At 73.3% G+C, this 15,973-nt stretch carries 13 protein-coding genes; 2 read left to right on the forward strand and 11 right to left on the reverse strand.

Going from position 1 to position 15,973, the window contains the following annotated elements; all coding sequences use genetic code 11:
• Positions 1-230 precede the first annotated feature (230 nt).
• Positions 231-3,017 carry an eCIS core domain-containing protein gene (locus tag BN6_RS25395; protein WP_041313987.1) on the reverse strand — a complete coding sequence of 929 codons (2,787 nt, stop codon included), beginning with the start codon at positions 3,015-3,017 and terminating at the stop codon, positions 231-233.
• 651 nt (positions 3,018-3,668) lie between these two features.
• On the opposite strand from BN6_RS25395, the gene BN6_RS25400 reads away from it, so the two are divergent.
• Complete coding sequence (locus BN6_RS25400; protein WP_015102631.1) at positions 3,669-4,742, forward strand: hypothetical protein; 1,074 nt, start codon at positions 3,669-3,671, stop codon at positions 4,740-4,742.
• A complete protein-coding gene (locus BN6_RS25405; protein ID WP_015102632.1) occupies positions 4,739-5,554 on the forward strand; it encodes a hypothetical protein in 816 nt (271 codons plus the stop codon). The genes BN6_RS25400 and BN6_RS25405 overlap by 4 nt, the downstream gene beginning before the upstream one ends.
• A gap of 94 nt (positions 5,555-5,648) precedes the next feature.
• Here the strand turns inward: BN6_RS25405 and BN6_RS25410 are convergent, their stop codons facing one another.
• The 10 genes from BN6_RS25410 to BN6_RS25455 all read right to left on the reverse strand — a co-directional run bounded on the left by BN6_RS25410 (position 5,649) and on the right by BN6_RS25455 (position 15,730).
• Positions 5,649-6,776 carry an MFS transporter gene (locus BN6_RS25410; protein ID WP_015102633.1) on the reverse strand — a complete coding sequence of 376 codons (1,128 nt, stop codon included), beginning with the start codon at positions 6,774-6,776 and terminating at the stop codon, positions 5,649-5,651.
• Complete coding sequence (locus BN6_RS25415; RefSeq protein ID WP_015102634.1) at positions 6,766-7,917, reverse strand: GNAT family N-acetyltransferase; 1,152 nt, start codon at positions 7,915-7,917, stop codon at positions 6,766-6,768. The genes BN6_RS25410 and BN6_RS25415 overlap by 11 nt, the downstream gene beginning before the upstream one ends.
• A gap of 358 nt (positions 7,918-8,275) precedes the next feature.
• Positions 8,276-8,926 carry an HAD-IA family hydrolase gene (locus BN6_RS25420; protein ID WP_015102635.1) on the reverse strand — a complete coding sequence of 217 codons (651 nt, stop codon included), beginning with the start codon at positions 8,924-8,926 and terminating at the stop codon, positions 8,276-8,278.
• Positions 8,923-9,576 carry a ribulose-phosphate 3-epimerase gene (locus BN6_RS25425; RefSeq protein WP_015102636.1) on the reverse strand — a complete coding sequence of 218 codons (654 nt, stop codon included), beginning with the start codon at positions 9,574-9,576 and terminating at the stop codon, positions 8,923-8,925. Before BN6_RS25425 ends, BN6_RS25420 begins: the two co-directional genes overlap by 4 nt.
• A 25-nt stretch (positions 9,577-9,601) precedes the next feature.
• The gene (locus BN6_RS25430; RefSeq protein WP_015102637.1) at positions 9,602-10,720 is read right to left on the reverse strand and encodes a DegT/DnrJ/EryC1/StrS family aminotransferase; all 1,119 of its coding nucleotides are present in this window, start codon (positions 10,718-10,720) and stop codon (positions 9,602-9,604) included.
• Positions 10,717-11,763 carry an FAD-dependent monooxygenase gene (locus BN6_RS25435; protein ID WP_015102638.1) on the reverse strand — a complete coding sequence of 349 codons (1,047 nt, stop codon included), beginning with the start codon at positions 11,761-11,763 and terminating at the stop codon, positions 10,717-10,719. The genes BN6_RS25430 and BN6_RS25435 overlap by 4 nt, the downstream gene beginning before the upstream one ends.
• Complete coding sequence (locus tag BN6_RS25440; protein WP_015102639.1) at positions 11,760-12,893, reverse strand: MDR/zinc-dependent alcohol dehydrogenase-like family protein; 1,134 nt, start codon at positions 12,891-12,893, stop codon at positions 11,760-11,762. Before BN6_RS25440 ends, BN6_RS25435 begins: the two co-directional genes overlap by 4 nt.
• Positions 12,890-14,017, reverse strand: coding sequence for a sedoheptulose 7-phosphate cyclase (locus BN6_RS25445; RefSeq protein WP_015102640.1), 1,128 nt, complete (start codon positions 14,015-14,017; stop codon positions 12,890-12,892). The genes BN6_RS25440 and BN6_RS25445 overlap by 4 nt, the downstream gene beginning before the upstream one ends.
• Complete coding sequence (locus BN6_RS25450) at positions 13,998-15,071, reverse strand: ROK family protein (protein ID WP_015102641.1); 1,074 nt, start codon at positions 15,069-15,071, stop codon at positions 13,998-14,000. Before BN6_RS25450 ends, BN6_RS25445 begins: the two co-directional genes overlap by 20 nt.
• Positions 15,068-15,730: a 6-phosphogluconolactonase gene (locus BN6_RS25455; RefSeq protein ID WP_051075733.1), complete on the reverse strand. Its 663-nt coding sequence runs from the start codon at positions 15,728-15,730 to the stop codon at positions 15,068-15,070. Before BN6_RS25455 ends, BN6_RS25450 begins: the two co-directional genes overlap by 4 nt.
• Positions 15,731-15,973 lie beyond the last annotated feature (243 nt).

A 15,973-nucleotide genomic window follows, 5' to 3' on the forward strand; every position in this document is an offset into this window, starting at 1 on the left:
GGCCGTTGCCAGGACCGACGTCATCACCGCGGTGGACCGCGTCGACCGCAAGTGGGGCGGCTGGTGCCGGAGAGCGGGTTCGGGCCTGGGACGGGGTGGGCAAGCGACACCGGGTCCTGCCGGCGGGTGGTAGTGCTCAAGCGATCTGCCCGGTGGTGATCCGGGCAGTCGTTCGGGTTTCCGGGGCGATGGCCGCGGGGTCGAGGCCGCGACAGGCGCACAGCGCCCGGTCATCCCCCGCGTCGGGCCGGCCCCTTGCCCTTGCCCACGTCGGTGTACTCCATCTCGTCGTCCGCCTCCTCGAGCTCGACGAGCGGCTCGTCGATGTCCATGGCCTCCGGCTCGGGCTGCCGGGGCCGGGAGGATTGCCCGATCGTGAACCGCACCCCGGGCGGGAACGGGCGCACGCCCTCGTGGGCGAAGTCCCAGTAGAACTGGACGCCGCTGAGGTGGGCGTAGAAGTGCTGCCCGTTCTCGTCGACGTGGTGGTTCAGGCCGGCGACCTCCGGGTACTCGCGGTCGTCCGCGGTCCCGCCCATCGTGACGTCCCCCTCGACCGCCGGTTCCGGTGCCTTGGCCTTCGCCGCCTTGGGGTTCAGCACCTTGAACTCCCGGTTCAGGTAGCCCTTGAGTGCGTCGGGGGAGGTCTTGAGCGCCTCGGCCATGCTCGGCACGGTGTACTTGCCGCGGCGGTCGGCGATCATCCGGCTGAGGTCGCGCGGCAGCTGGGCCGGCTTGAGGCCGTCCTTGGCGGGTGCCGCCTCCCACGTGTCGTAGAACCCGGTCTCGCGGATCTTGGCCTCGATCTTCTTCAGGCCGTCGGCGTCGAGCTTCTTGCCCTTCGTGAACGCACCCTTGCCGCGCTGCCGCTTCGGCTCGGCGTCGGACTTCTTCTTCCCCCGCTGCGGCATGCGCTTCATGTTCGGGTCGGCCGTGCGGTTGTCCCGCTTCTCGTGCCCGGTGGTACCCCGGATGAGGCGGCTGACCGTGTCGGGGCCCACCCCGGAGGCCTGGTGGATCTCCCGCTGTGAGGCGGCGCCGCCGTACTGGGTCGGCCTCTCGGCGTAGTAGCGGAAGACCACCGCCTGCGTGTCCCGGTCGCCGAACAGCCCCACCTGCCGGAGCAGCATCCGGTCGTCGTCGTCGAGCATGTTCCGGGCGCGACGCCCGGGGTTCACCTCCTCGCTCCCCTCGCCGACCTTCCGGCCGCCCTCGTCAGGCAGGTACTCGAAGAGGTTGCGTTTCCAGGAGTTGTAGACCTCTTCGTCGTCGGACTCGGCGAGTTCACCCTCGCTGTCGGAGTTGCTCCCGTAGCCCCGACCCCCGGCGTCTCGGACGGGGATGCGGATCTCGGGGCCGTTGACCTCCTGCGCGTCGGCCGGGGGACCCTGCCACGACAGCGCCGAGGCGCTGACCGCGCCACCGCGCTCCGGGTCGGCCATCTCCCTGATGTACTCCAGGTAGTGCGGGTCCTGCACGACGTGGCGCAGGTGGTCCTGCAGGCCCTTCACGGAACTCGCGTAGTAGAACCCGTAGTTGGGGTTGAACTGGAGGTTGCCGAATCCCAGGACGTCCCGGTAGTAGCGCAACGCCGCCGCGCAGCCCATGCACGGCCGGTACCGGCCCGAGATGGCGAGCGCACCCTTGGCCTCCTCGGGCTTGAGACCGGCCCGGTGGATGGCCACGAGGAACTTCTGCTCGGCGTGCATCCGCTTGGGCTTGCGCCGGCCCGCGTCGGCGCCCTCGCGGTACGTGCCGTCCGAGGCACCGAAGCGGAGCATGATCACCGATCCCGCGTGATCACCCGAGGTGAGCAGGTTGTGCAGGCCCGGGTCCTCGGCGTCGACGACCATGACCGGTCTGCCCGTGCTCTTGCGCATGGCTTTGGCCGTGGCGTCGTCGCCCATGCCCCGCAGCTCCTGGAACGCCGCCAGCACCTTCGTCTCGGCGCGGTTGAGCCGCCCGAGGTACTCCTGCGCGTCCGCGCTGAGCAGACCGTCCGTGCGGTCCTCGTCGTCCTGGTGGATCTCCACCAGATCGCGCAGGGTGGCCATGTCCTCCCCGAACTCGACCTCCAGGTTGACCATCGTGTCGTTGTAGTTCGACGCGAACAACAGCCGGTCGTTGATCAACATGCCCTGGAGCTCGCGCTCGTTGACGACCTGGATGTCCTCTTCCATCCTCACGAGATCCCGCTGGACGGCTTGCAGGGCGTCGTGGAGCAGGAAGCTGAGGTGGGACAGGGTCTGGGTGGTGCGTTCGTGCGCCTTGCGACGGGGGAAGCGCAACCGGGCCTCGTCGGGGGCCCGGCCGTGCTTACCTCCTCCGTACACCTTCGCGTGCTTCTTGACCTCCTGCCCGATCTGCTTCACCACGTCGGTCTTGCCCCCGTCCTCCTTCTCTTCCGCCAAGTCCTCCACCCGGTTGGAGGGCTCGAAGGACTCGGAGGAGGACTCCTCGGACGATGTCTCCTGCTTGCCGACCACGCGCTGCACGCGCTGCTCGCCACCAGCTCCGCCCGCAGGCGACCCACTCGACTCCGCGGCGACGGATCGCGCGTGCCGCGCGCCTGCCCGGAAGGCGGCGCCGTCGGCCGCGGCGGACCGCTCCTCGGGGTCACGCGGGCTGCTGATGCCCATGCCGGCGCCGTTGTCGGTAGCCGACACCCGGCCCGCCCGCTGCTGCTTCACGTGGCTGGTCTCGTGCCCCAGCGTCTCGTCGTCGGAGTCCTCGCCCAGGACGATGTCCTCGCCCACGGTGAAGGCACTCGCACCGATCGCCTCGGCGGAGCGCTGGGCGACCGGGCCGGTGTGCACCCTGACGGCCGAGAAGTCCTCCTGGTGGAAGGACTCCAGCTGCTCGCGCCGGGACGGCTCGATCGGCCGGCCCGGCGAGCGCACCGCCGCGTCCACCAGGGCGCGCTGGACGGTGGGCGCGTGACCGCACGCGTCGTCGTGGACGTGCCGCTCGCCGGCGATCAGCTGGGCGACGACCCGGTTTCCGACCGAGCGCTGCAACGCCGCAACCGCTGCCGGGGTCAGCGGACCGGGGCGGACGGGGCCCCCTCGCTCGTCGGACCCGGGAAACGGCCGGCGCCTGGCGCTGGGCTGGTCGTCCGGCCGCTTCTCCTGTTCGCGCACGCGCACCTGCCCCCTCGGTCCCGACTTCGGTGGACCCCTCCCATCCTGCACACCGGGTGCGGTACGGCGAACCGTCGGCCGGTCCCCCGTCGGGGCACTGTTGGTGTCAGAACGGGCAACGCGGGCACGGTGCTCGGCGTCAGCGCTCGTAGGCGACAGCTTGTCCGGAGGCGGCCCCATGGTCTGCCCCACGACGCCCGACAACTTCGGATGTGCGGATCAGGCGGCCTGCTCCACCTGTTCGCCTCCATTGCCGACCCGCGTGATCTTCCCGAGCATGATCCGGGCACAACCCGGTGGACGGGCGGTGGTGGAGTCCGCCAGTCGGGCAGTGGTGTCCGGCACGTGGAGGTGGAACGGCGATGTGGGAAAGCGCGCTAGCGCAGACCGGCACCGACTGTTTGCAGCGGTCGGTTCCTTGTCGGGCGGTCGATCCGGATGGCCAGGATCGGTCATCGTTCAGCCCTTTCCGCGCTTGTGCGGGTTGCTAGCGTGCACGGCGCCGGTCCAGCGGTGTCGGGGAGGATCATGGGGTCAGACGCGTTGGCGGAACTCACGTTCACCGTGCTCGCCGCGAAGAACGCGCTCAAGTCGAGCCGTGACCACCTGCACGACATCGTGGAATCGCGGCTCGTGAACGACCCGGACACCGCCGCGTTCTGGGCGGGCTATGCCGCCGGTGGGCAGGTGTCCCCGGAACTGACGGCTGCCCTGGCGGGAAAGCTGCGTCAGGACGAGCGGTTCGCCGCGCGGGTCGAGGGCCTGGTGAACCGCGCGATGTGGCGTCGTCGGCTGGTTCCGAGACGAGACGTGCTGCTCGGGATCGGGCTCGCGGTAGCCGGGGGTGTCACCGGCGCGGTCTCCGCGCCGTTCGGTGAACCCCGGGCGCAGGACCACGTCAAGCAGGCGGAAGAGGAGAAGGCCCGGTCCAAGGGTGTGCTCGCGGCGAAGGTGGAACGCCAGGTCCGGGTGGACGACGCATTGGGCTGGGTGTTCGCCGACCCGTTGTCGGACGCCCAGGTGCGCGACCTGCCGGCGACCAAGGGCCGGCCTGTGCCGGGGCCGTTGGTCGGTGTCGCACGGCCGGTCTACATCCCGCTCAACTCCTTCGGGAAGCTCTACAACTTCACCAGGGCGAGGGTGACGGTCGTCAACCACTGGCCGAAGCCGGTGCTGATCACCGATGTCAGGGCCAAGGTGAAGCGGACGGCACCGCTGTCCGGCGCGCTGGTGTGGGCGGGCGCGCAGGGCGGTGTCCCGGTGATCGACCTGACTTTCGACCTGGAGGAGGACGAGCCGCGAGCACGGACCGTCGACGCGGACGGCACGCTCGGCGATCCCTGGACCTACAGCGAGAACGTGGAGCTGGAACCCGGTCAGACCCAACCGTTCAACGTCGACGGGCGGGCCACGGCGTCGTGCTGCGAGTGGTACCTGGAGATCCACGCGGAGATCGGTGGGGAGAAGCAGGTCTTCGAGGCGAGGGAGGCGGCCGGGCCCTTCACGACCACGGCGTTCGCCGACCACTACCGGCAGCGCTTCAGCTACCAGGTCAACGGCGGCACGTGGATCGAGCGCGGCGAGGGCGGGATGTTCCGGTGAGGACCGGGGTGCGGCGGACGCTCATCGTGGTTGTCTGCTTCGCCGCGGGTTTCCTCGTGAGCCGCGCGGTGCGGTGGGAGACGGAACCCGCGACGACACCGCCCACGCCGTGGAGCACGGTGCCCGCCCAGGAGCCCCGGATCGACGCCCGCGTCGCGCCCGGCGCGCTCGATGACGGCGCGGGGTGGGTGCTGATGGCGGCGGAGGATCTCGCCCGCGCCGAGCCGCCCGACGACGTCGTCGACTGCGGTGGGCTGCGGGACTGGGCGTTGCGCGAAGGTGCGGTGCCCGCCGGGAACGCTCCGCACTCGATCGAGGTCACGGCGAACTACCGGACCACCGTCCAGACCGTGCACGTTCGCGTGCTGCCGGATCCCACGCCGTACTCCGGGAAACCGCCGACCGTGCGACTGGCGTGCCTACCGCGCCCGGATGCCGTCCTGCCGTTCCCCGAGCCCGACGCGGCGCGGGTCAAGGTCAACGGAGAGCCCTCACTCCTCGACCCGGTCCAGAAGCAGACGACCCTGTACCGCCCGCACGAGGTCCGGCCCCGGTCTCCAGCGGAACTGGAGGTCGTAGTCGACCTGACCGGTTCGACGGGGCCGTTCGCCTATCGCGTCGAGATCGACGTCGTGGAGCAGAACGAATTCCGGGGGAGGGCCGCGAGCGGACCGCTGTTCGCCACCGAGGACGGTGGCGGGATGGGCTACTGGCCGGCGACCGCCACGTGGACGATGAGCCCCTCCCGCACCCACGTCTACTGCGAGCCCGTGACCAACCCGACTCCGGGCACGGAGCCCACCTGCACCTGACCACTCCTGGCCACGGCCAGGCGGAAGTAGATCTCTCAGCGGCACCGGGCCGGAGCGCGGCCGTCTGCTGTGGGCCGTCGCCGATCGATGGGTGTCACCGGCGGAAGCCGGGAGTGGGGGATGCGTGGCGGTGGGCGGTGGCCAGTGCGGCGGCCAGGGCGGCGGCTCCAATTGTGGTCAGTGCCAAGGGGATGGGGAGGGCGGGGGTTGGTGGGGTCGCGAGGATTCCCACCAGCAGGGGGAGGGTCGTGCTGCCGGCCATCGAGGCGGCGAACAGGAACGCTGTCGCTTGAGGGGCCGCCGGGGTCCGGCCGGTCAGCCACGCTACCGCCACGGGGATCACGGGAGCCAGGCACAGACCTGCCGCGGTGTAGGCGTAAGGGGTCAGGGGCGGGATGGTCGCGACGGCCAGGGCGGCAGTGGCCGCGGCCAGGCAGTAGACGACCACGCGGTGCAGGGGCTGGGTCCTGGTCACCAGGGGGATGACGATCCGGCCCAGGGCGAGGGCTGCCCAGAACGCGGAGACCCAGTGCACGGCGGTGTCCGGCGGCAGGCCCTGGGAGATCAGGTGGGTCGCCTGCCAGGCACCTACGCCGGTCTCCAGTCCGGCGTAGAGCAGGACCATCAGGGTGAAGGGGGCCAGGAGGCCGGCGGGCAGGTGGTGGCGGGAGGGTGGCGGTGGGGCGTGGCGAGGTGCGGCCTGGCCGGCGGGCAGGCACAGCAGGGCCAGCACGCCGATCACGGGGAATGCCGGGGTGATCGTGGGCATCCAGCCGACGGCCAGCGGGCCGGTGATGGTGCCCGCTCCGAAGGCGGCGTTGAGGAAGTTGAGCATGAGGACGCCGTCGAAGCGCTGCGCGAACGCGACGTTGAGGTGCAGGACGGCACCGCCGTAGCCCAGGCCGGTGACGGCGCCGGCTGTCACGAGCACGGGCCAGGTGTCGGCGAGACCCATGCCGACGCAGCCCGCCGCGAACAGGACGACGGACAAGCGCAGCACCAGAGGACCCGGTAACCGGTGGGCGAACAGGCCGCACAGCGCGATGGCGGTGAAGCCACCGAAGCTGTAGCACGCGATGAGGGAGCCGCCTTCGCCTGCCGCCAAGCCGTATTCGGCCCGCAGGACGGGCAGGGCGGCACCCAGTGCGGCGGTGACACCACCCAAGAGGACGAAGAAGGCGAACGCCGCGGCGGTGGCGGTGCGGGTGGGTTCAGAAGACATCGGGCAGCCACACCTCCGTCCGGCGCGTGAGCATCCCCATCAGCTCGACGATCCCGTCGTCGAGCGGCCCCAGGGATCGGGTCAGGGCGGGCGGGTCCAGGGTGCCGGCGTACCAGGCGGCCAGTTGCCCCGGCGACAGGGCGACGGCCCCGGTGCCGCCGGGGCTGGTGACAGCCCTGCCGTCGGCTACTTCCAGGACCAGGCGTTGCGCGGCGGGGCCGGTGATGGCCAAGTCGAGTCGGCCGGTAACGGTTCGAGGCCAGCCGCGGCTCTCCAAGGCGGCGGGGATGTCGAGCAGCCGCAGCATCCACGGGTACCAGCCCTGTTCGCGCAGTTCGTGTTGGGGCAGTTCCCACACCAGCGCGGGCAGGTTCGCCAGCGTGCCGGTGTCGAAGTGGACGGTGTGCGCCATGCTGCCGAAACCGCCGAGGAAGCGGAGCAGGGCGCGGCCGGACGCCGTGTCGCGGGCCCAGAAGTCGGACACGACCAGGTCCTGCCCCCAGGGTTCGACGGGGCGCACGCGCACACCCAGCAGGCCCTGTGGTTCGCCGCCGACCACGAGGGTGTAGCAGCGGTGCTCGCTGTCGGAGTACTTCCAGTCCCACCACCAGGACGGGCGGCGCAGTGGGCCGTCCCAGGCGCGGGCGAGGTCGCGTTGGAGCTCTCGCGCGGGCTCGGTGAACCCGGGCACCACGTCGCCGGGTGCGGCGGGCAGTGACCGCAGGCCGCGCGCGGGCACGGACCACCGCCTGCCCAGGCCCGCGACTTCCCAGCCCCACCGCCGGTAGACGCCGGTGGCGGGCGTCCACAGGGTGCTGAGGACACCGCCGTCGGCTCGGGTCCGGTCCATGAGCGTGTCGATCACCCGGCGGGCGACACCGCGGCCTCGCCACTCGGGGCGCACGCACACGTCGGCCACGCAGCCGGTGGGCACGGCGCTGCCACCGAAGAACTGGTGCGCCCGCAACGCCACCGCGCCGCCGATCACCTCGTCGTCCACGACCGCGACGGCGGCGGGGCCGCGTGACCGGTGGCAGGTGAGATCCCGGTGGTCGCCGCCGAACGACTCGGCGGCCAGGCGGGAGTACTGGTCCCAGTCGCGTTGGTGCCGAGGCGCGGTGACGATCGGTTCAGACGTCACGGGCGCTCCCCCGCCCCACCGGCACCGCCTCGGACCCGTGCGGTTCCCCTCGCCGGAGGCCGGCTCCACATCGGACGGTGGCAGGCCGGCGACCGCCGGGCGTCGGTATCACCGGGACGCCGCCGGCCCGTGCCGTCGGCACCACCCGTTGCAGCGGGTCCAGCGCCGCACCAAGCAGGATCCCGCGGAAACCCGACATAGACCGGGCCCCCGTCGCGCGGCCCGCCCGGGTGTCGGCGGCCCGAGCCTGGCGACACGGACGCGATGTCGTCGTGGACGTATCCGGAATGCACGGGCGTCACCTCTCTGACGGGGACGGGTGTCGACAGGTCGTGCGGACCGCGTGCGCGACGCGACGTCACCCCGTGCGCAGCGCGACTTCACCTCGCGGGCCGAACCGGACGTGGGCCAGGTCCGGCACGATCGCGTCGGAGCCGGTCAGCTCCGCCGGGTCGTGGGTGGTGCTCAGCGCGACCGCGCGGATGCCCGCCGCGCGGGCCGCGGCGAGGCCGGCCGGGGCGTCCTCGAACACCAGCGCTCCGGCCGGTTCGACACCGGTTCGGCGGCAGCCGAGCAGGTAGCCGTCCGGCGCGGGCTTGTGCTGCTCGACGTCGGCGGCGGTCACGAGCACGTCCGGGGCCGGGATGCCCGCCACCGCGAGCCGGGCGGTCGCCGCGGGGTGGTCGCAGGAGGTGACGATCCCCCACCTCCGGCCCAGGCGGGTCAGCTCGGCCGTCGCCTCGCGCGCCCCGGGCTGGGCCACGACCTCGGTGACGTACCGCTCCTCCAGGGCGTCGACGGCCGCGGCCTCCTCCGGGGTGGCCAGGTCGGGCGCGGCGGCCCGGAGGTGGTCCGCCGTGGTGCGCCCGTGGCCCAGCGCGAAGGTGCGCTCGGCGTCCAGGCCGTGCCGGGCCGCCCACTCGAACCAGGCCTTGGCCACGCACCCGGAGCTGTCGACCAGGACGCCGTCGAGGTCGAACAGGATCACGTCCGCGACGAGGAGGGTCATCGGGCCGCTCGCAGCGTGCCCACGGCCGCCGGCGGGCCGCCGTGGCGCGGGGCGAACACCGCGGAGGCCGCCACCAGGACGTCCGCGCCCGCGTCCACGAGCCGGCCCGCGCGTTCGGCGGTGACGCCGCCGTCGGCGACCAGTCGCACGTGCTCGATCCCGCGCTTGACCAGCAGCGCGCGCAGCCGGCCGATCTTGTCCAGCACGTGCGGCAGGAAGTCGCTGGTGCCGGGGTTGCTGGTCATCAGGACGACCTGGTCGACCTGCTCCAGCACCTCGTCCAGCACGCCCAGCGGGGTCGCGGGGTTGAGCACCACGCCCTTGCGGATGCCACCGCCTTCCAGTCCCCGCAGGACCGCGGACAGGTGCTGGGTGCTCTCGACGTGCACGGACACCGTGTCCGGAGCGATGTCGACCAACTCGTCGAGCAGCCTTTCCGGCTGCTGCACCTGGAGGTGGACGTCCACCGGCAGGGTCGTGCGCTCGCGGATCGCGCGGACCGTGCGCAGCCCGAAGTTGATGTCGCGCACGAAGTGCCCGTCCATCACGTCCACGTGCAGCAGGTCGGCTTCGGCGCGTTCCACGTCGGCGATCGCGTCGGCCAGGGCGAGCGGGTCGGCGCCGAGCAGCGCCGGGGCGATCATCACCATCGGGTCCTCTCGTTCCACGGGGTGGTCAGCCGGCGACGAGCCGGCGCGGGCGGTGTCCGGTGGCGGCGAGCAGCACGTCCAGCACGTAGTCGATCTCGGGGCCGGTCAGGTCGGGGCGGACCGGCAGGCAGAGCGTGCCCCGCGCCTGCGCCTCGGCGTTCGGGAACGACCCGGTCAGCCCCAGGTCGGCGAAGGCCGGTTGGCGGTGCACCGGGACCGGGTACCGCACGACCACCTCGACGCCGCGCGCGGTCATCTCCTCGAACACCTCGTCCCGCCGGTCGACCGCGACCTGGTAGAGGTGGAAGACGTGCCGCTGCCCGGCGGGCGGCGTGGCGGCCACCCCGGTGCCGGCGAGGGCCCGCGCGTAGTGGCCGGCGACCTCGGCGCGCCGCGCGTTCCACCCGTCGAGCCGGTCGAGCTTGTCGTCGAGCACCAGGGCCTGGATGACGTCCAGCTTGCTGTTGCACCCCCGGACGACGTGGTCGTTCTGGGCGCGCTGGCCCAGGCCGCGCAACACCTTGACCCGGCGTGCGATCTCCGGGTCGTCGGTGGTGATCGCTCCGCCGTCACCGGCCGCGGCGAGGTTCTTGCTCGGGTGGAAGCTGAAGCAGCCCACCCGGCCGAAGCCGCCCACCCGCCGGCCCGCCCACCTCGCGCCGACGGCCTGGGCGCAGTCCTCGACCACCGCCAGGCCGTGGCGGTCCGCGATGGCGCCGAGGCGGTCCATGTCCAGCGCTTGGCCGAACAGGTGGACGGCCAGCACCGCGCGGGTGCGCGGGGTGACGGCGGCGTCGACCTGGTCCAGGTCCATCAGGTGGTCGCCGGGCGTGCAGTCGACCAGCACGGGCCGGGCGCCGACCGCGGTGATGGCGAGCACCGAGGCGTGGAAGGTGTTGGCGACGGTGATCACCTCGTCGCCCGGTCCGACGTCCAGCGCCCGCAGCGCGAGCACGAGGGCGTCGGTGCCGGAGTTGAGGCCGACGGCGTGGGCCACGCCGGTGTGCGCCGCGAAGCGCTCCTCGAAGCGCTCGACGGCGGGACCGAGGATGTAGTCGCCGGCGGCCAGGGCGTCGCGGATGCGCGCGGTCAGCGCGTCGAGGTCGGCGAACTGGGCGCGGTGGTGGTACTTGGTGACCTTCATGGCGTGGCTCCACGGTGTGGGAGGACGACGACGGGCTTGCCGACGAACCCGTTCTCGGCGTGGTCCGGCAGGGCGGACGCGGCTTCGGCGAGCGACATGCGACGGGTGGTGAGCCGCTCGACGGCGGCGCCGGCCGTCCAGCCGGGTCCGGTGGCGGCGAGCAGGCCCAGCGCCCGGTCGAAGTCCGCGCGCAGCGCGCCGTGCGTGCCGGCCAGCACGAGCGGGACGCCCGCCACCGAGGACCGCTCGACGCGTTCCCGGCGGCGCAGGTCGTCGAGGTCGACGCCGGCCAGTTCCACTCCGGGGCGGGTGCCCGCGAACAGCAGCAGCACGCCGCCGGGGCGCACCATGGCGAGCGCCGCGTCGAGGGCTTCGGGCGAGGCGGACGCAGTGGCCAGCACCACCCGGTCGAACCGGCGGCCCGCCGCCGGTGCCAGCACGTCCTCGGGCAGGACGTGGTGCGCCCGCAGGAAGTCCAGCCGCGCGGCACCGCGGTTGACCAGGCTGACCGGCACGCCGTCCGCGTGCAGCACCGCCGCGATCAGCGTGCCCGCCATGCCCGCGCCGACGACCGCCACGGCCGAACGCCGGTCCCCTCCGGCGTCCTCCAGTCGCCGCACGCAGTGGCAGGCGCACGCGAGCGGTTCGGCGAACACGGCGCGGTCCTCGGGCACGGTGTCGGGCACCGGCACGAGGGCGCCGCGCACGGCCTCCGGGGCACCCTCCAGCTCCACTAGTTCGCCGTAGCCGGACGTGCGGGCGTGCAGCGGCGGGTGCGGGTCGAACACGACCCGCTGTCCCGCCACCAGCCCCAGACCGTCGGTGCCGCCGACCACCTCGGCCACGATCTCGTGGCCGAAGTCGCGCCGCAGGTGCCGGTCGGACCGCAGCTCGCGCAGGTCCGACCGGCACACGCCGACCCGGCGCGGCGCGATGACGGCCTTGGCCGACGTCCCGGACGGCTCGGCGACGCGCGCCTCGCCGAGCACCACGCGCCCGTCGTCGTGGTCCAGCCTCCGGTAGGGCGTCCCGGTGGGGATCACGCGGTGCCTCCCAACTCGCCGACGGTCGTGAACAGGTCGGGCGCGCGGTGGGCGCGGCCCGTCATCGTGGGGTCGACCAGCACCTTGATCCGCTCGGCGGGACCGGCGGACGGAGCTCGCCGCGCGGCCAGCGCGGGCAGCTCGTCGGCGGCGGCCTCCAGGGACACCACGTGCGTGACCACCGGTCCGAACGACTCGGGGTGGTCGAGCAGCAGCCGCTGCGCCCGCTCCAGGTGCCGCCGTGCGGTGCCGCGGTGGCCGGTGAACCCGGCCGCGCCCCGGCGCACCACGACGCCGGGCCGCGGCAGGCCGCACGCGTTCGCGCGGCGGACCTCGCCGAGGTCCACCCCCGGCGCCGCCGGGTGGCGGTCGCCCGGACCGAAGCCGCCGACGAGGTCCACCACCCCGTCGGGCCCGAGCGCGGCCACCGCCTCGGTCAGCGCGGCGGGCGCGGCTTCGCGGGGCAGGCACAGGAAAGCGGCGTCCACCGGCACCCCGGGCGGCCCGGTGTGCAGGGAGGTCGTGCCGAACATCCCGCGCCCGGCGAGGAACCGCAGCCGTTCTTCGCGCGGGTGCAGCAGGAAGGTCCGGACGCCGCGCAGCTCCCCGACGACGGCGGCGAGCACGGCGGTGCTGCCGCCGCCCCAGACGGCCACCCTCGCGGGTTCGCGCTCGAACAGCTCCCAGCCGTAGAGCACGGTGGCCAGCGGTTCCACCAGCGGTGCCAGGTCCGCGACCAGGCCGGGCCCGGCGGCCACCAGCTCCGGGCCGTGCTCGTCGACCACCAGCCGCTGCTGGAACACGCCGTCGTAGCTGTGGCCGAGCACCCGGTCCTGGTCGGTGGCGTCCACCGGGTTCAGCACGGCGTGCCACGGCACGCCGGTGACCGGGTCCGCCAGCTCCACCAGGGCCTCGTGCCCCAGGACGGTGGCCGCGTCGGGCCGCACCCGGCGCTGGATCTGCAGGTCGGTGCCGCACACCCCGGCGCGCAGCACCCGTGCCGCGCGTTGACCGGCGCGGACCGCGGGAGCCGGCCTGCTCTCCACGACGCTGCCCGTACCGCGGCGCACCAGCGCGAGGTTCACCCCGGTCGCCACGGTCGCGCCGGTCGTCTCGGCCGTGCCGGTCACGCGACCTCCCGCAGCCGGTCCAGCGCCACCCAGGAGCGGTGGGCGCGGTGGATCTCCTCGGGGGTCACGTCCTCCACGAACACCCCGTGGCCGAGCCCCTGCGGCAGCGGGAGGTGCTGGTGCCCGTCGCGGTGCCGGGTGGCGTCCTCCAGGCACCGGACCAACTGGTCCGGGGTGACGCCCGACGTGGTCACCGGCAGGCCGATGAGGCGGAGCAGCCGGACCACGCGCCGGACCTCGTCCTCGGACAGCAGACCGCGCCCCTGGGCGATCAGGCAGCACAGCACCATGTCGACGGCGACCGCCTCGCCGTGCAGCAGCGGGTGGTCGGCGTTCAGCTCGAAGCCGGGGCTGAACGTGTGGCCGAAGTCGACCAGCCGCCTGAGCTCCTGCTCCCACAGGTTGGGCGCCAGCTCCGCCAGCATGCCGCCGACCGCGCGTTCGATGATCTCCCCGCCCACGCCGCCGTGCTTGACCAGCTCCACCACGTCCGCGGCGCGGTCGGCCAGCAGGTCGAACAGGACCCGGTCGCGGACCAGGGCGATCTTGACGATCTCGGCGAGGCCGTTGGCGACGTGCCGCGTCGGCAGCGTGCGCAGGAAGCTCTGGTCGAGCAGCGTGGTGGCGGCCGGGAAGTAGGTGCCGAGCCGGTTCTTGTGCGAGTGGTGGTTGATCGCGGTCTTCACGCCGACCGCGGCGTCGACCAGGCCGATCAGCGTGGTGGGCACCCGGATGAACGGGATGCCGCGCCGGTAGAGGCTCGCGGCGAGCCCGACCACGTCGGTCAGCACGCCGCCGCCGATGGCGATGATCGGGTCGCTGCGCCGGTTCAGGCCGGCCGCGTCCGCCGCGTCGACCACGGCGTACACCGACTCGACCGTCTTGTTGGGTTCGTCGGTGGGCAGGGCGACGTAGCGCGCGTCGACCCGCTGGTGGCGGAAGTAGGCGCGGACGTCCGGGCCGTAGAGCTGCCAGACCTGCCGGTCCACCACCACCAGGCGGCGCGCGCCCGGGTGCAGCGCGGCGGCTCGGGCCAGGTCCCGGTTGCCGGGGTCCAGCACCCGATCGGTCTGCCGGACGTCGTAGCTGACCTCCTGGGTCGCGTTAACGGTCCAGGACTTCACGTCGTTCCCCCTTGGTCAGGTGCACGTCGATGAGGTCGAGCGGGGATCGGGCCCTGATGCCCGCTCCCCGCAGTGCGGCGAGCCCGTCGTCGCTCGCGCGGGTGATCCGCCGGGCGAAGTAGGCCGGATCGTCGATCCCGTACAGGCCGAGCGCGGCGAGGTTGCGCAGGAGGCTGTCCCGGTAGTGGTCGCCGAGCCCGTCGACCACGCCGCCGCTGAGCACGGTGCGCTCCACCCCCGGGTCGAGGACCGCTTGGTGCAGCAGCACTTCCGCCAACGGCCGGGTGAAGTCGTCCAGCAGCGACCGGGCCCGGGGATCACCTCCGCGCACGGCGGCGGTGAACGCCCCCACGACGTCGTCGGGGCTCCGGTCCCGCAACGGGCGCGCCTCGGGCAGTTCTCGCAGCAGCGCTTCGATGCCGCGGCCGGAGGAGAACGCGGCCAGGTGGTCGGGTGCCCCGCACTCGCAGTGCGCCCGCACTTCCCGGCCGAGCGCCGTGAACCGCGCGGGCAGGTGGCCGATCTCGCCCTGCACGCCGTGGACCGGGTCGAGCGGGATGTGGCCGGTGCGCAGGTCGATGGTGCGGCAGGCGATCCCGCTGCTGACCGTGACGGCGGTCGCCCTGCGCCCCGGCAGCGAGTGCGCCAGCAGCTCGACGGCGAGGGCGGACACGTCGTTGAGCACGGTCCACCGCACGTCGGGCAGCGCCTCGCGGAGCGCGGCGGCGAGGTTGAACGGTGCCGTCCCGCCACCCCAGAGCGGTGCGCTGCCCAGCACCTCGCCGGTGTGGCCGTTCAGCGCGGCACCGAGCGACACGCCGACCGCGTCGAACCCGTGCCGGCGCCGCTGCTCGCGGGTCCGCTCGACGACGAAGTCCACCAGGTCGGCCTGCAACCCGGGGACGGGTTTGGCGGTGTTGCGGTGGTTGACGGCCGGGACCCGGCACAGCAGGCGCACCGCGCACGCGTCGGTGAGCAGCCCGACCCGCCACCAGCTCCCTCCGAGGTCGAAGGCCAGGACGGGGTGTCGCGGTCCTAAAGCGACAGTGCTCACCCCGCCCGCTCCTCGCCGGCCGCCGCCTGGTCCGCGAACAGCTCACCGTCGACGCCCAGCACGCGTGCGGCGGGATCGGTGTCGGGGACCTCTCCCCCGCGCAGCCGCGCCACCGCGCGCGCCTTGGCCGCGCCCGCGGCGAGCACCACCCTGGTGGGCACCGAAGCGAGCAGGTGCACGGCCATGCTGACTCGGACGGTGCCCTGGTAGGGCTGCGTGACGACGACCGGTGCGGGATCGTCGACCGCCGGGTCCCCCGCGAACAGCGACGCGGTGTGGCCGTCCTCGCCCAACCCGAGCAGGGCGATGTCGGGCACGCCGCCAGGGGTCAGGCCGGCGAGCAGCGCGGCGTAGCGGTCGACCGCGCCGAGCAGGTCGTGCGCGGCGGTGGGCATGGGGTGCCACCGGGACGGTGACACGCCCGCGGGTGTGATCAGGTTGTCCTCGATGACGGCCGCCGAGGTCGCCGGTCGGTCGTCGGTGACGCGTTCGTCGGTCTGGACGACGTGCACGGCGTCCCAGTCCACGCCGGCCCCGGCGAGCAGGCGGTAGGCCCGCGCGGGCGTGCTGCCGCCGGACAGGGCCAGCAGGCAGGTTCCGCGTTCGCGCAGGACGTCGGAGACCCGACGGGTGATCAGGTCGGCGACGGCGGTGGCCATCGCCTCCCCGTCGTGAAAAGTTCTGCAGCGCAACGTACTTGTCGACTGGCGCACAGTATCCTCCACAGTGGAGCGTGGGATCAGGTCGTGGCGGTGTGTCGAAAGCGGTCGGGCGGGAGGGGCGACGGCCGCACCGCCGTCGCGCACGTGCTTGTGTCAGCTGACCGGGCTCGTGCCGTTCCTCGTCGAAGGCTTCCCGGTCCGGCGGGTCGTGCCCGCCGTGCTCGCCCCCATGCCCAGACC

It is taken from the genome of Saccharothrix espanaensis DSM 44229 (assembly GCF_000328705.1).
Classification (GTDB): Bacteria; Actinomycetota; Actinomycetes; order Mycobacteriales; family Pseudonocardiaceae; genus Actinosynnema; species Actinosynnema espanaense.

Excerpts from the sequence above, each read along its gene's own strand:
- BN6_RS25400 (WP_015102631.1), top strand. The coding sequence starts at position 3,669 with ATGGGGTCAGACGCGTTGGCGGAACTCACGTTCACCGTGCTCGCCGCG.
- BN6_RS25410 (WP_015102633.1), bottom strand. The coding sequence starts at position 6,776 with ATGTCTTCTGAACCCACCCGCACCGCCACCGCCGCGGCGTTCGCCTTC.
- BN6_RS25420 (WP_015102635.1), bottom strand. The coding sequence starts at position 8,926 with ATGACCCTCCTCGTCGCGGACGTGATCCTGTTCGACCTCGACGGCGTC.
- BN6_RS25425 (WP_015102636.1), bottom strand. The coding sequence starts at position 9,576 with ATGGTGATGATCGCCCCGGCGCTGCTCGGCGCCGACCCGCTCGCCCTG.
- BN6_RS25430 (WP_015102637.1), bottom strand. The coding sequence starts at position 10,720 with ATGAAGGTCACCAAGTACCACCACCGCGCCCAGTTCGCCGACCTCGAC.
- BN6_RS25455 (WP_051075733.1), bottom strand. The coding sequence starts at position 15,730 with ATGGCCACCGCCGTCGCCGACCTGATCACCCGTCGGGTCTCCGACGTC.